General features: G+C 69.4%; 14 protein-coding genes and 1 pseudogene. 11 read left to right on the top strand and 4 right to left on the bottom strand.

Annotation, left to right across the window (positions count from 1 at the left end; translation table 11 throughout):
- Positions 1-54: 54 nt before the first annotated feature.
- Positions 55-855: a TnsA-like heteromeric transposase endonuclease subunit gene (locus tag IG78_RS46025; protein ID WP_225882138.1), complete on the bottom strand. Its 801-nt coding sequence runs from the start codon at positions 853-855 to the stop codon at positions 55-57.
- Positions 856-1864: 1009 nt separating this feature from the next.
- On the opposite strand from IG78_RS46025, the gene IG78_RS49270 reads away from it, so the two are divergent.
- From IG78_RS49270 to IG78_RS0120830, 4 genes are all read left to right on the top strand, one after another.
- Positions 1865-3304 (top strand): hypothetical protein, encoded by a 1440-nt coding sequence (locus IG78_RS49270; RefSeq protein WP_157855820.1) that lies wholly within the window; start codon positions 1865-1867, stop codon positions 3302-3304.
- Between the two features lie 314 nt (positions 3305-3618).
- Positions 3619-4218, top strand: coding sequence for a helix-turn-helix domain-containing protein (locus IG78_RS0120840; protein WP_030565445.1), 600 nt, complete (start codon positions 3619-3621; stop codon positions 4216-4218).
- Between the two features lie 25 nt (positions 4219-4243).
- The gene (locus IG78_RS0120835; protein WP_030565443.1) at positions 4244-6364 is read left to right on the top strand and encodes a coiled-coil domain-containing protein; all 2121 of its coding nucleotides are present in this window, start codon (positions 4244-4246) and stop codon (positions 6362-6364) included.
- On the top strand, positions 6364-7086 hold the full coding sequence (locus IG78_RS0120830) for a hypothetical protein (RefSeq protein WP_030565441.1): 723 nt from the start codon (positions 6364-6366) through the stop codon (positions 7084-7086). Before IG78_RS0120835 ends, IG78_RS0120830 begins: the two co-directional genes overlap by 1 nt.
- A gap of 263 nt (positions 7087-7349) precedes the next feature.
- Here the strand turns inward: IG78_RS0120830 and IG78_RS42380 are convergent, their stop codons facing one another.
- Positions 7350-7586: a BlaI/MecI/CopY family transcriptional regulator gene (locus IG78_RS42380; protein WP_051852810.1), complete on the bottom strand. Its 237-nt coding sequence runs from the start codon at positions 7584-7586 to the stop codon at positions 7350-7352.
- Positions 7587-7727: 141 nt separating this feature from the next.
- The gene (locus IG78_RS0120820) at positions 7728-8504 is read right to left on the bottom strand and encodes a hypothetical protein (RefSeq protein WP_225882137.1); all 777 of its coding nucleotides are present in this window, start codon (positions 8502-8504) and stop codon (positions 7728-7730) included.
- A gap of 441 nt (positions 8505-8945) precedes the next feature.
- On the opposite strand from IG78_RS0120820, the gene IG78_RS0120815 reads away from it, so the two are divergent.
- The 4 genes and pseudogenes from IG78_RS0120815 (at position 8946) to IG78_RS42375 (ending at position 12210) form a co-directional block, all read left to right on the top strand.
- Positions 8946-9209, top strand: a complete 264-nt coding sequence (locus IG78_RS0120815) for a helix-turn-helix transcriptional regulator (protein WP_030565437.1) — start codon at positions 8946-8948, stop codon at positions 9207-9209.
- Positions 9210-9381: 172 nt separating this feature from the next.
- Entirely contained in the window at positions 9382-10236 is an 855-nt protein-coding gene (locus IG78_RS0120810; protein ID WP_030565435.1) for a DUF6083 domain-containing protein, read from the top strand.
- A gap of 2 nt (positions 10237-10238) precedes the next feature.
- On the top strand, positions 10239-10715 hold the full coding sequence (locus tag IG78_RS0120805) for a hypothetical protein (protein ID WP_318657872.1): 477 nt from the start codon (positions 10239-10241) through the stop codon (positions 10713-10715).
- A pseudogene (locus IG78_RS42375) lies at positions 10712-12210 on the top strand (UvrD-helicase domain-containing protein). The gene IG78_RS0120805 and the pseudogene IG78_RS42375 overlap by 4 nt, the downstream one beginning before the upstream one ends.
- 142 nt (positions 12211-12352) lie before the next feature.
- Here IG78_RS42375 and IG78_RS42370 read toward each other — a convergent pair.
- The gene (locus tag IG78_RS42370; protein ID WP_030565433.1) at positions 12353-12811 is read right to left on the bottom strand and encodes a hypothetical protein; all 459 of its coding nucleotides are present in this window, start codon (positions 12809-12811) and stop codon (positions 12353-12355) included.
- Between the two features lie 339 nt (positions 12812-13150).
- Between IG78_RS42370 and IG78_RS0120790 the strand changes: the two genes are divergently transcribed.
- The 3 genes from IG78_RS0120790 to IG78_RS0120780 are packed head-to-tail and all read left to right on the top strand — an operon-like array spanning position 13151 to position 14785.
- Complete coding sequence (locus IG78_RS0120790) at positions 13151-13360, top strand: hypothetical protein (protein WP_030565432.1); 210 nt, start codon at positions 13151-13153, stop codon at positions 13358-13360.
- Positions 13357-14034, top strand: a complete 678-nt coding sequence (locus IG78_RS0120785) for a restriction endonuclease (protein ID WP_030565431.1) — start codon at positions 13357-13359, stop codon at positions 14032-14034. Before IG78_RS0120790 ends, IG78_RS0120785 begins: the two co-directional genes overlap by 4 nt.
- A 43-nt stretch (positions 14035-14077) precedes the next feature.
- A complete protein-coding gene (locus IG78_RS0120780; protein ID WP_030565430.1) occupies positions 14078-14785 on the top strand; it encodes a restriction endonuclease in 708 nt (235 codons plus the stop codon).
- Positions 14786-14996 lie beyond the last annotated feature (211 nt).

Raw genomic sequence — 14996 nt, 5'->3', positions numbered from 1 at the left:
TCCACTCCCGGCCGCCGTGCCATAGGGCGTCACCTATCGCAAGGATCGGCCGGCTCATCGTGCTGCCCCCGTCCGCGCAGCAACCGCGACCATGCGCTCGTGCAGTACACGCTCCAGCGGCACGCTCAGCACGCCAGTCCACAGCGCATGGAACACGACCGGCCACACCGCGATCGGATTGCCCAGCTGATGCACTCCCTCCATCAGGGACAACGGGGCGCGGAAGCATGCGACTACCTCAGGCAACCGGCCCCCGGCGCACCGCGGATGCCGATAGCCGGCCAGCCAACGCACGTTGGCCTCCACCACACGCGGCGGCGGCCCCACCAACCGATACCGCCAACCTGCCGCCGTGGCCGCAGCCTCGAGGTGTGCAGCACGCCGGACGAGCCGCCGCCCGGCTCCGAACGTGCCTGCACAATCAACCAGAAGCCCACTGCCGTCTGCTAGACGCGCCATCAGATGCGGCGCATGCGAGATGGTTTTCCCGCCCCGGCCATGCCACAGGAGCTCCACCGGCCGACAGGCCAGGGCCACTACCCTCGGGTCGTGGTCCAGCATCATGACCTGTGTGCGCATGGCCTTGAATCCATAGGGCACCAAACACCGGTCAGTCGCTGACCACCACCAACCCGGTTCCGTACGGCGGCCCTTGAGTACTGGAAACTGCCGTATCGGCAGACACTCTTCCAGCGCCTGCTCTCCGGCAGCTTCCAGCCACGGCACCTCACGCTCGACTCCGAGCGGATCCACGAACCGAGCCATCATGCGCGCTGGGTCAGCGGAATGACGGCCAGCGCTCAGGAGCGGTGCGAGGGCAGACTGCTCCTGCACCGAGAAAGGCAGGGAGGTCACGAACAACTCTCCAGTTTGCAAGGGAAGCAGGACGGAAGGCACCGCTTGGACTCAAGACAGGTGCCTGGAACACATGTTGAGCAAGGACCGGCCTGGCCTACGACGACTAGTCGGGCCGTCATGACGCGCTCAGGCCGCGAAAGTAGGCGAGGTCGGGAGAAGACCTGACACCGCAACCCCCGAACAGATCACCGCGATGCTTGCGGCATCCGGCCGGACATATCCAAGCGCCCGATGCTGCCAGGCAGAAGTAGGGCATGGACGCGCGGCATCGCCGCCGCCTGTTCCCTGCAAGACGAAGGGTGACTCATGAGCGCATCCTGACGCACCGTCTGGCCGCGCCTGAGGCGTCCAATCTCAGTACCAGGCGGTAGCCGAGACTTCGCGCCATTTCCGTTGCGTCGGTTGCGGATGCATTGTCAGACCCCCGCTCTACACTGCCCCGCCTTCTGCTCCAAGACGAAGTACTCCAGCACGCACTGTGCCTGCAGGCGCGACGCTCCAAGCTGCGCATAGTCGTTGCGAACAGTAAGACGCGGCCGACCTTCAGCTCGCAGCCGACGACAGGAAGGAGAGGAAGACGGCCGCGCGCTACACGCGTTGCACCCCGGCCACGACATGGGAACAAATGACCGAAAAAATCTTGCCGAGCATGAGCGCGCTCTAAGTTCGAAATGTGTTCGACGCACCGTCTGCGGCAGGCGCATCAGCCGCAGCACGCCTGACGGCTGAACCCGGCCCTGCTCGAGTCGTGGTGCCTCCGCCGGTGGCCCGTGGTGCCTCCGCCGGTGGCCTCCGCGTGCATCAACCCGATCCGGTGCCCGGCACCGTCGACTGGAACCACCCGGCACCGACGGTGCTGCGGATCAGGGGGCTTCTGCCTCGTCGCACGCAGCGATGTCATGACGTCAGCAACGGTTGCCGAGGTCAAGCCAACTGCCCTTGTGATGAACCTAGTTGTCAGTGCCTCTTTCTACGCTGCTAAAAGCGCATCACATGGGGAGCGGATATGGCGGACGAGACGGTGGTCGTGCAGGAGCTGTGGCCGCAGGTGCTGGAAGCAGTGAAGAAACGGCGGCGGTTCACCTGGATTCTGTTGAGTCAGAACGCGAACGTGTCCTTCTATGACGGGGCCACGCTGACACTGGCCTGGGTCAACCAGGGCGCGGTGGACAACTTCGTCAGTTCGGACTCCGTGCCCGTGCTCGAGGCGGTGCTTGAGGAAGTTCTCAGCCGTCCAGCCGCCGTTGAGTCGGTCCTCGAGCAAACACCACCTGCGCCCCTGTATTCCATGCCGGCAAGCACGGCGGTGCCAGCGCATGCACCTGCCGCCACTGCTGCCCTGCCACCCCGGCCAGCCGCGTCAGCGGTATCCACCCTGCATCGCGTGCTGGGTCAAACGGCGTTCTTGATGTATGAGCAGGGCAATAGCGAGGCTGCTGTCCTGCTGGCGGATGTAGGAAACGTGGAACTGATACCGGGCAACTGCTCCGGGGGGTGGGCAGCCGTTCTCATTGTGTCGCCCTATCTCGTTCCCCGGTTCACCGACGAGGTCCTCGCAACCATTCAGCCGGTGTTCGTACACGTGGCGGGACGGCATGGCCTGCAGGTCGATGGCGTCAGTGCCGCTCTTGCGCTTCCCGAGATCGGTGACGACTGGCGGCAAATCCTGCAGGCAGAGCTGGACAAGGAGGCAGCCTCCGAGCAGGCGTCCAAGACGCACGCCAAGGAAGCATCCTCCGCCGTCGGCCGGGAGGATCTCGTCAAGGGTCAGACATCAGGATGTACCCGGTATGGCAAGACCACTGGTCGCCGATGCCGCCGCCAGGTCGCCGAATGGCCAGCCTACGATGACCTCCCTTCTCCTGTAGTCGCGTGCGCTGGCCACCTCACGCCTGAAGAAAGGGAAGCCCTCGAGCAGGCACGCAATCGGCGTGGAAAGGAAAACAGAGCCCGCTGGGCAGAACTGGCTGCTCGCGAGGCCTCCGGCGGCGTGCCAGAACCTGCAGCGAACCCCTCCTTCGCGTCGCGGCCGTGCGTCGGCCAGCGCACGTCGCAGGAACGTGCCTGGGGACACGACTCCGACGGGGCCTCGATGTCGTGCGCGAACTGCGACAACTGGGTCTGCGTCAGCTGCGGGCAAGCGCAGGTCGAGGGAGTCTTGGAGTTTTGCGCCGACTGCTCGGAACGCGAGTCACTATATGACCCGGAACCCGAGTGGGAACGACAGTACGACGGTGAAGTCGATACCGGTCCAAACCCCCACGTCCGACTGACGGCCATGGTCAACGATCTCGTCAAAGCGACAGGTGCCACACATCGGGAAGTGAACGCACGCCTTAACCGCAGGATCGGAGTGATCAGCAGGGTCGGTGCCGACGAGCAGGCTATCCGCCGTGCAGCCAGTGCCGCCCGCGCATGGCTCGACCAACTCGATTCCTCCACCTGACCAGGACCGACGAGACCAGAGAGCATCAGGTCGTGGCCGTTGCCGAACCGCAGTTCTCGGGCAACTCCCCGACTGTCGGACGCTGTTGCGGCGGGCCGCCGAGGTGCAGCCAAAGGGTGGAGCCGATGCGGCCCGCAGGACGCCTGCGCTGCCTGGCAGCGGACGGCCTGGTCATGGTCCGGTGTGCGCGTCCTCTGCTGGTTGGGCCGGCGCATCTGGCCACGCCATGCCATCAAGAGTTTGACGCCCTTTCGTCTTCCGAACTACACTTCATGCCGAATCAGATATCTGAGCAGGGATTAGGCGGGGATGGGGTGCTGCTGACGACCGGACAGGCCGCGGAAGAGCTCGGCTGCGCGATCACCACGTTTCGCCGCCTCATCGCTGCAGGACTGTTGCCGGGCCTGTCCCGCCGCGGCGTACGCGTCATGGTCCCGCTTGAAGTCGTCCAGGCTCTGCAGACGCGGCGGCAGGCGCCGCTCGATCGACTGCCGGTCCAGGAAATCGCCGTCCTGCGGGTCGAGGCGGCCCGGCGGACGCAGGGACCGGAACGCTCCTGGCTCGGCTTCGCTGCTGCCCTCTCGCCCGATGACCTGCTCAAGGCGCTGCGCGGCTGGTGGCGGTGCGACCCGGCGAGTGTTGCGGCCGGGGGAGTGCTGCCGGTCACGCTCGCGGGCTACGTGGTGGCCGTCTTGACTGGCCTTCAGCGGTGGGAGAAGAACTCCGAGGGCCGTCACGCCTTTCCCGGCGCTCGTCTGACCGGCTACGTCACCGACCTGGCCGCCCCACATACCTGCCTCACCTCCCAGACCGGAGGCGACCGGCAGCTTGCCGAACAGCTGCTGGGTACGCGGCTGGTCTCCCACTCGGGCGGAGCCCTCGCCTACGTTTCCACTCACGCCACCGTCGACTGAACCTGGCCCGGACAAGGAATGCTCGATGGATGCACAGAGCTACAGCGCCGCGCTCGCCGATCTGCGCACCGTACGGGACGAGATCAAAAAGACCCGGGCCGCCCTGGCGAAGCTGGAGGCCGAGCGGGACCGGCAGGTCACGCAGCTGGCCGGGTACGGGAAGGCGAAGGCGGAACGGATCGCCCCGGCGGCTGGACTCAGCCTTGCGGATGTCGTCACTTTGGCCCCCGCGTTGGCCCCCGACCGCCTCACCGCAGCCGAGACCGCCCGGTCCCACCCCGAGCCGGACGCCCCGGCCACCGCCGACGGCACCGAGGCTCCGCCCCATCCCGCCGCTCACAAGGGAGCGGTGGCGCCCGCGATGGCCGCTGCCGCAGCAGCGCAGCCCGTCGTCGCCTCGTCGCCGGCCGCTCCTGCCGAGGACCCTGCCTCCGCGAAGGTTGTGGCCCCCAACGCGCCGCGTGCCCTGCCGTCGATCCCCGAGGGGGCAGCGGGCAACAGTTGGTTCACGCACACCCCGAACCTGCTCTCCACGCCGCCGAACTTCACCCAGCAGGCCCGCTCCACGGTCTTCCTGGACACGGACACGGGCGTGCTGGTGCACCGCAGCCAGACCTACCGCCTCGATCTGGCTGACACCTCGGTCGCTGCCATTCTGACCGCTGTCTTCCATACCCTGCCCGAAGGCACGGAGCGCATCTACATCACCGCCGGTGACCCCTGGCACCGTGACGCCGACCGCTATCCGTATCTGCGGGATGCGGTCGCGGCCTGGCTGAATGCCCCCACGCCGGGCTGGCGCACCGACACCGGCCGCGGCAGAGACCGGATGGCCGGGCACTTCGTCCACGCCCGTCATCCCGTCGGCCGCTACCAGCGCGACAACGGCGACCAGCATGTGGAAATCCGCTCGGTGGGGGAGTGGGTCGACACCGGCGGCGATGACCCGGCCACCGTCCGGGACGCGTTCGTGCTGCTGTGGCAGGCACTGCGCCGCCACTGGCCCGATGCGGTCATCATGGGCTCCCCGTCGCAGACCGGCCGCGACCTGTGGACCCGTACCATCCCCACCCGCGGCCAGTACGCCGAAGGCTTTCCTGTCCTGTCCGAGGAGCTGCGCGGGCTGCTGCACGCCACCGCCGGCCAGGGCCGCAACGAACTCATCCTCCCGCCCCGTGTCCCCAAGCGGCTGCCCCAACTCGTCGAGTACGACCGCACCTTCGCCTACGCCAAACACACCTGGAAGTCCCCGGTCGGCACCCCCCGCCGGATCACCGCCGCCACCTTCGCCTCCTGGAGCGAGAAGGAACAGACCCGGGCCCTGTACGGCTGCGGCCACTGGCAGGTGCGGGCCACCGTCCCCGACACCTGGAACCACGTCGGCATCCTGCCCGCCCCGGCACCGGGCGACCGCGCCTGGCACTACCCGACAACCCCGGGCACGACCTTCACTACCTGGGCCGGCGGCCCCGAAATCCACACCGCCCTGACCAACCCCATCACCCCGTGGAAGATCGAAATCCTCGACGGCATCCTGTGGGAGGACGGCAAACCCCTCGACGACTGGGCCAAGAAACTCAAAGAGACCTGGACCAACCTCTCCGCCCAGGCCCACTTCCAGGGCGACGCCCAGCAGGCCCGCGCCGCCCACCTCGCCTCCCGCGCGGTACGCGCCATCCTCCTGTACGGCATCGGCTCCTTCGCCCAGCGCCCCCGCATGGTCACCGGCACCACCCCCCGCACCCTGGAGCGCGACATCCCGCCGGACGCCGAAATCATCGGCTTCGACGACGAACAGATCACCTGGCAGAAGCCCACCGGCTTCAGCCGCGACCCCAACGCCCACCCCGAATGGGCCGCCGCAATCTGGTCCGGCGCCCGCGCCGCCCTCCTCACCCAGCGCCACCGCGACGACAACGTCCACGCCGGAGCCCTGCACACCGAGCCCGGCAGCGTCGTCGCCTTCCGTACCGACGCCCTCTATCTCACCCAGCCGCAGGCCTGGCCGCACCACCATCAGCCCGGCGACTACCTGCTCAAGGGCCACCTCACCGGCCCCGTAGCCGCACCCACCACCGAGGCAGAACTCCTCACCCTCCGGGACGCCGGACGCGCCGCCCTCACCCCCAGCGCAGGAGAGGCCTGATGCCACCCCGCCCCCGCCGCAACCGTCCCACCGGGCAACGCGAATTGAACGAGGCCGCCCAGCTGGCCGACCAGATGCAGACAGCCGGCTACACCAAGCGCGACATCGCCCGCATCATCAACCGTGACGCCTCTCTGGTCTCCCAGTTCTATACAAAGAACAAAGGCGCTGCCTTCGTCCCGGCCCTGCGTCAGGTCCTGGCCGCCGTCCAGGCCGGCGGCATCACCGACCTCCCCGACCTCGCCTCCATCGCAAGCCGCCACATCACCCGCCGCACCACTACCTCCGGTGCCACAGCCCGGGTGCGCAGCAAGGCCGTCCTGATCACCCCCACCGGCTCCGGCACCGGCCGCGTCGGCGCCCAGGCGATCGCCTCCGGCTCCTCCCGACTGCGCCCCCTGATCGCCGAAGCCGCCCGCCACGGCCTGCGCCTGGCCTTCACTGTCCGCCTGGCCAAGACCGGCTACCTGCACCCCTCCGGCAGCCGCACCGACTCACCCGGCATCCGCCGTGACGTCATCCAGCGCGCCGATCACACCGAGGAGCGCTCCTACGGCTCCGCCCAGACCGGCGGGCACGACGCCGCCAGCTTTGCCCAACGCGTCGACGCCGCAGGCGGAGACGTCACCGCAGCCGTCCATCAATGGCTCGTGGAGACCGGTCGCATCCGCCCGGATGCGCACATCATCCACCTGGAGATCCGCACCTGGCGCCCGCGCTGATACCTCCGGAGCGCCCGCTGAGATCATAGGTGCCCACATCCCGCCGCCGCTGAGTGACTGCCCGCCTGCGACTTCCGCACCGCCGGCTCGACGGCACACGGAAATTTCGGGTCAGGGCCCAGCGCAATCCCTGTCACCCGACTGCTCGGCACTGTCTCAGCCGCTCATGGCGGTACGCCGGGTTCGCACCCAGCGCCGTGACCTTCGGCGCCGGGGCCGTCGGATTGCGGGACGGAGGAGTGCGCTGGCCGGTCGGCGGATGCTCAGCCGGCCGCTGCCTCCGGCTCGGCCGCAGCGGGTTTCTGGGTGGCCGCGGCGGTATAGAAGACGGACGAGCCCTGCTTGGTACGGCGAGCATGGCCCTTGGCAACGAGTCCCTTGAGGCTGGTGCGCACGACGGTGTTCTTGATGTTGCGGTCGGGATGGTCCTGCCCCAGTGCGGAGGAGATTTCTGCGGCAGAGCAGGGCTCGCTCTGCTGCGCCAGGTGAGTGCGGAGCAATTCGACGAGAGTCGGCGTCGCGGACGAGGGGTTTGGCCGCGGTCTTCTTGGCGGCAGATTTCTTGGATGCGGAGCCGGATGTTCGTGCCGAATGGTGTCTCACTCTCTCCCGCCGGGCGCGGCGGCCGGCAGGGGGCATGGTCACTGCTGCGCAGATGTGCGGCCCGCGTTGGCCGGAGACGGAAGGTGCCAGGAGACTTCGTCGGTCTCCCGGCAGTACCGCCAGGAAGTCAGCATGCGCGTAATGACCAGCCGGTCGAGGAGTTCCTCGGCCTGGTGGGGTGAGTGACCGCACAGCCGGGCGAGCACCTCCATGTCGATACTGCCGGCCTCCCCCGACGTGCAGGAGGCCACGGCCAGTGCGGTCAGCTGCACGGACGGCGGCCACCCGGAAGGCAGAGCTACCGGGGCGGGACGCAGCGCCCACTGGGCGGCACGGGCCCGCACACGGCGCCCGGCTCCCTGGGCGAGGAGCGCGGCATCGAGCAGCTGGGCCTTCATGTGCGGATGCCTATCGGCCCTGCAGCGCAGCCAGCCGGCATGCTCCAACTCCTGCCACAGCTCTCCGCGCCCGTACAGCCGCATGCCGCGCAACAGACTGCCCGGCAGCCGGACATAAGCGCCGGCATCGGCACGCAGAGCGCACTGCAGGGCAAGCAGACGGGCGGCCGGGGAGGTGAAGCGGGGCAGCGCCGCCGCGAGATAGGTGAGCATCTCCCGCACCCGCAGGCGCTCACCCGGTCCATGAAGCGGCCTGGGCGCAGCAGCCGGCGTGCGGGACGCCGGGCATCTGCGCCCAGGCCTGAGCGACGTGTCGGGTACGACGGCCGTGTGGCTCATCGCCGCGGCGCAGGCGGCGCAGGCGTCGGCCAGACGCCAGGCGCGGCCGCTGCGGTAGCGGGTCAACGCGAGCAGCACCGGCCCGGCGCACCCGCGATGGGGCCGGTGCCAGGCGCACCCCCGCGCCCGGCACTGGCAGGTCCGCAGATGCGGGGGCAGCACGTCTGCCCGGGCATGACGGGCCAGGTGTGTCAGCGCCGCGGACCGGGCGGAGTCGGCCGGCAAGGGAGTGGCTGCCGCGCAGCGGGGATGAGGGCAGGCCAGCAGCGGGCCGCCGGCCTGCGGGTGCAGTCGCACCGTCCAGATGCGCTGCACCGCTTCGCGCGTGGTGGAGAGCCTCATCGGGCTCGTGGTCCTCCGATCGATCCGTGCCGCTGAACTCCCGCACCCCACTCGGCAGGAGCGGGAGCAGGCCGCACCGTAGCGCTGGTCCCTGCACTGTGAATGTCACCCCTTCCCTAGCAAATAGTGCAGAGGTCTGCACTGACAGGGCAGGGTTCTGCACCGTCGGATGGTGGGGTGACGATCTTGCCGCCCGATCCCGACCTCCTCGCGCTGCGCGTCGAACTCGCGCGGCTCAGGGGCGAGCGCGGCTGGACCTTCGACGAACTCGCCGGCCGCAGCGGCCTGGCCCGCCGCACCCTCATCGACCTGGAACACGGCCGCACCACTGGTAGCGTCACCACCTGGCATGCCATCGCCCACGCCTTCGATGTCCCCATCGAACAGCTCCTTGGGGCGCTGTGCTCCGACCACGCCCCGTCCGGCACGCCGCAACCCTGACCCGCCCACCGGGAACCACCGCCGCCGCGGCGCGACATCACCCGAAACGGTGACCGGGCATCGGGCAGGTGTTCCTGCTTCCGTATGCGCGTTCCCCTGTAGTGCGCCATTCGCTGGACAACGGGTGTTGCCGCACCGGCTTGGCGGCGTGCGGCCTGGCACGTTCACCGCCATGAGCCCTCACCCCGCCTGCGCCGCCCGCCACTGGGACGGCAGCCCCCGCACCACACCGACGCGCCGTCCGCTGCGGGTGGCCGCCACCAGCCCCAGCCGCCTGGTGCGCGCCGGCCAGAGCGGCCGCTGCCGCCTGTGCGGCAACCGCATCGACTTCTACCAGCGCGCCGACCAGCGGCCCATCGCCCTGCACCCCGCGGAGCTGGCCACCGCCCAGGTGCCTGCTTCCTGCCGCTGGCACGTGAGCCGCGGTATCGCCCACCCGCACGGCGACGGCAGCGCCTGGTGCCACATCCTGCACAGGGTGCTCTGCCCTCGCCGCACCCCAACCGACCGGCTGACCCCAGCCGTCGAGGAGATGCGTCGCCGGCTCGCCGTCCGCTCCCGCCGCCTGATCGACACCGGCACCTTCACCCCGGCCGCGCCCACACCCGCCGGTGAACCCCCCTCCAGCCGGGGCCGTCCCGTCGTGCAGCTGCTGCTGGGCCGCTACCTCGCTCAGACCCCCATCGAGGACATCCGGTGTGTGGCCCAGACCCGACACCGACACCGCTGCCCGCAGCCCGTGCTCCCGCCCAACGCCCCTCAAGGCGTGTGGACCCTTCTGCCCACAAGTCCGCAACGCGGCCAACTCGCCCTGCCCGCCGCCCTGATGGCCGTCTACGACCTCAGCCGCCTGCCGTACGCCGAGCAGCTGCGCTGGCGCACCCAGCGCTGCCCGGACCACGCCGCGACCCCGGGCGCCGCCGATCTCGCTTTGGCCGGGTGGCAGGTCTTCGACCCCCTCCTGCACGCGGTACACATCCACACCCGCCTGCCGCACGCCACGCCCGACCGGCGCGGGAAGGCGTGACGATGCCGCACCACGCCCTGGACGTCACCCTGACCCGGCCCCTTACCCCGGCCGAACTTCACCAAGCCACCCGCACGATGCCGCTCGCGGCCAACCACGACAGCACCCATCTCCTGGCCCTGGTGCGCGCCAAGACCCCGGGGAAGGCCCTTACCCGGCTGCGCCGCCAGATCGGCGGACGGCTGCCTATCGACGTGATCACCACGCACTACCCCGACGCGGACGGCGAGATCCTCCTCAACGTCGCCTTCCAGCCCGCCACCCACACCGCTCTGAAGGCCGCCGCCGACAAAGCTGGACAACCGCTCCCGCTCTTCTTGCAGATGGTCCTTCTCTGGGCCCTCGCCCGGCACGCCAGCGAGGCGGCCGATCGCCTCGACCAGGCAGTCCGCCACCTGCTCGCCCACGCCACCGCTCCTCACCTCCTGGCAGCCATCGGGCGCGCCCTCACTCACATCCCTGGAGTCGCGCGATGCTGAACCCCACCGACGAACAGCAGGCAGCGGCCGACGCTTTCCACGCAGGCCATCACCTGGCTCTCCAGGCCGGGGCAGGCACCGGCAAGACCACCACCCTGGCCCAGCTCGCCCACGCCACCGCGCGCCGCGGACGCTACCTCGCCTAAACCGGGCCATCGCCCAGGACGCGCGCTCCCGCTTCCCGTCCACCGTCAGCTGCAAGACCGCCCACGCCCTGGCCTACGCAGCCGTCGGCCACCGCTACACTCGCCGCCTGAACGCCCCCCGCCGCCCCGCCTGGCAGACCGGACACGCCCTCGGCATCACCAAGGCCATCCGCATCGGCGAGCGCGACCTGTCACAGAAGACCCTCTCCAATGCCGCGCTGCGCACCGTGGCCCGTTTCTGCCACACCGCCGACCCGACGATCACCCGCCACCACGTCCCGCATCTGCGCGGCCTCGAAGACAGCACCCTGCACGCCCAACTCGCCGACCACATCGTCCCCTTTGCCCGCAAGGTCTGGGCCGACCTCCAGCACCCGGACGAGGGCGCGGTCCGCTTCGACCACGACCAGTACCTGAAAATCTGGGCCCTCACGAGTCCGAAGATCGACACCGACTTTCTGCTCCTGGACGAGGCCCAGGACACCAACCCCGTCGTCGAACAAATCTTCCTCGACCAGCGCGGCCACGCCCAGCTGGTCATGGTCGGCGACTCCGCCCAGGCCATCTACCACTGGCGCGGCGCCAAAGACATCATGACCGGCTTCGACGGCACTCAGCTCGCCCTCTCCCAGTCCTTCCGCTTCGGCCCCCGGCTCGCCGAAGAAGCCAACCGCTGGCTGACCATCGCCGAGGTCCCCATCCGCCTGACCGGCACCGAGAGCGTGCCCACCGAACTCGGTCCCCTCGACCGGCCCGATGCCGTGCTGTGCCGTACTAACGTCGGCGCCATGGCCCAGGTCATGGAACTGCTGGCGACCGGATACCGGGTGGCCCTAGTCGGAGGAGGAGGCAGCCTGCGCGCCCTGGCCCTGGCCGCCCACGACCTGAAGGAAGGCCGCCGCACCACCCATCCCGAACTGATCCTCTTTCCCTCCTGGGGCGAGCTGCAGGACTACGCCGCCCACGACCCCGCCGGACGGGACCTGCAGCCGCTGGTCGACCTCGTCGACACCCACGGCACCGACGCCATTCTCAGCGCTGTCGCTCAACTCGTCCCCGAACAACAGGCCGGCGTCACCGTCTCCACCGCCCACAAGGCCAAGGGCCGCGAATGGCCGCGGGTGAAAATCGCCGACGACTTCACCCCGCCCAAGGACAGCGACCAGATGGACGACACCGGCCGCGCGGTACCCGGCCCGATCGACGACGGCGAAGCCCGCCTCGCCTACGTCGCCGTCACCCGCACCCGCCACCGCCTCGACATCGGCGGCCTGTCCTGGATTGATGATCACCCTGCCGGCACCCTGCCACCGTCAGGGTCACCGCGGGCAGGGGGCGGGCACCTGTAGACATCGGCTCACGGACGCCCCGGTCGAGGTGCCCGTAGGTGCCGTGCGCGGCGCGCCGCCAGCCGGGACTGTCGCACCAGGTCACGCCGGTCGTGCCGGTTGTCGCACTCGACACGCTGGGCGGAGGTGTTCCAGAGGACGCTCACGGCGCGGGCGTCGAGCACTCGGGCCAGAGCGAGGGCGAGCGCGGCGGTATCCGCGACGGACGTTGCGGATGAAGCGCCGGGCCGTGCTGGAGCAGGTCGGCCAGCGGTGCAGCAAGGACGGGGATGTCGCGCAGGAAGCGAGACGGTGCCAGCAGCCCGGCTCCCGCGCGCAGGGCGCTGATCCGGTTCTCGACACCGGCGAGTCCGGGGCCGTCCAGGACGAACAGGACACGGGGGAGGGGACAGCGCCGCCGCCGCTTCTCCAGCACCAGAAATGATCTTGGTTGGTGGATCATGGTCTGGTGATAGGTCGCCATGAACTGTCCGATGTCGAGTGGGCCCATGGTGGCGCGGCCGGCTTCCACGAACGCCCGCAACATCGCCCCGTCGTCGCCGTCGGCGGGGCCGCGCCGCCGGCGTCGCGGGATCGTGGGCACGTAGCGGTAGAGGCGCATGGTTACGGCGATTGAGTGCGCCGCTGCATTTCGCCATTTCCCACCAAACCGCCGTCCGGCACGACCGTGGCCGTTTACGCAGGTGACCATACCTGCGGCGCGCGTGCCACGGGACAGGGCCCGGGACTGCGCCGGTCGGCTGACGGAATCCTGGGAAATCACATATAGCGAGGTCAGGTACCTGAGACCAATCAGCATCTGTAAGCGCCCGGTCGTCCGGTGCCTTTGTCTGGATGGTGTCCTGCCTGGTCACGGTGCTGGCATGTGCTGTCAGTGCCCGCTGCTACACCGATTCCTGGGGACGGGCCGCTACCGGCGGCCGCCGATAGGAGGGGAAGCATGGCGAAGGTACCGGACGGATTCCACTACGCTCGCGGGCACATCCGCCGCAATCCGAAGCCCAACAGCGCCAAGCGGATGAGCGGGTGGATGATCGCCGGCCTGTTGGCGGGCATCTGGCTGTGGGGGCAGGTGCTCGGCTTCGAGGCGGCCACGCTCACGACGCCGGCGGATCCGAACCCGGCCGTCAGCGCACCGGCCGACCGATGAGGGGAGGATGGCGCCTGAGGCGCCCTCACGGGACCGGCGAGTCAGCCGCAGCGGCTGTCATTGCGCTGGCCGTACTCGTCATGGCTGCCCGGATGGCCACTGCGGCTGTCGACGTTCTCACCCATGCCTGGCCGGGACTTCTCGCCCTGGCCCTGCTGGTGGGGGCCGTCGCCGGGTGGCGGATCAGGCAAACCGCCGCGGTTCGCCTTCGCGACAGGGCACGGCTGGCAGCCCTCCACATCACGCTCGTCGAGTTCGACGCCATGGACGACCGGCACTTCGAGCACGCGCTACGCGACCTGCTGGTCCGTGACGGCTGGTCAGCACGGAGGGTGGGAGGAAGCGGAGACCAAGCCGCCGACGTCATCGGTGACCATGCCGGGCGCGGCCGCATCGTCGTGCAGGCCAAGCACACGCGAGTCGGTGGGAAGGTCGGATCGTCGGTGATGTACGCCGTGAAGGGGACGGCTGGGCCTGCTCACCGAGCCGACCACGCGGTCGTCGTCACCAACGGGTCCTTCGCCCGCGACGCCATGGCATGGGGGGACCGGCATGCCGTCCACTGGGTCGACCGGGAAAGGCTGCGGCGCTGGGCCGAGGACGGAGCCGCGCTGCACGAGCTCCTCGATCTGCCCGCGCGTTCTCGCAGCAGCCGGTTCAAACGAGCTGCCTGACCAACGGCTACTTGTCCGTCATCCGGCACGGTATGGGGGTGTGGTGTTCGACGAGGACGGGTCTTTGGACCCGACGCTGAAGTTCCTGCTGTACGTCGTCCTGGCGCTGGCCGTGGGCAAGATGCTGTGGGAGTGGCTCACCGAAGACGTCAGCCAGTGGATCACCGTCGACCTGTGGGGCGTGATCGCCGACCACCCCTGGTGGACCGGATTCATCGTGACCGGTGGGCTGGCCATGCTCCTTCTGCTGGGAGCGCTCCTGTCATCCCATGGGACACCCGCGTATGTAACCCCGGACGATGCGTTCGAGCCGTCCGACGATGCGGCCGAGCCGGATGTGCTGACCTTCAAGATGAAGCAGCTCTCGGCGATGACCGCCACGGGCTTCGAGCAGGCGTGCGCCGACCTCTTGGCACGTGACGGATTCCGCCGCCCGCTGCGGGTCGGCGGCGCCGGGGACCTCGGTGTCGACGTCACCGCACGCGACGATGAGGACCGTCTCCTGGTGCTGCAGTGCAAGCAGTACCAGAGCCCGGTCGGCTCTGGACACGTGCAGAAGTTCAACGGGACGGCCCGCCCGCACCATGGAGCCGACATTCCGATCATGATCGCACTCAACGGCTTCACCCAACCCGCCGTCGACTTCGCCCAGTACCATCAGCTCATCCTCGTGGGCCGGCCGGAGCTGAAGAAATGGGCCCACGGTCAACACCTCTACGACGTCATCGGCATCCAAAGCACCCCGCAGTGACTACCGGCTGTTTCCTCCACCAGCCTGGCGGTCCATCCGGCAGGGGCTCTTGCGAGGGCCTGCTGCTCGGCCTTGGCTGCTGGTCGTGCGGGAGCCGGTGAGGCCGGCGACGACGGGCTGGGTTTTCCGGCCGGGCGCTGTGGCCCGGCCGGCCCAGGTGGGTTCGCATGCCAGCTCGGGGAGATTGTGCAGGTCGTCGCGGGTGAGGCTG

Origin of the sequence: Streptomyces aureocirculatus, from assembly GCF_000720475.1 — a bacterium.
GTDB classification, from domain to species: Bacteria; Actinomycetota; Actinomycetes; order Streptomycetales; family Streptomycetaceae; genus Streptomyces; species Streptomyces aureocirculatus.
Note: the sequence above shows the minus strand (reverse complement) of the source record. Positions and strands in the feature narration are given on the sequence as shown.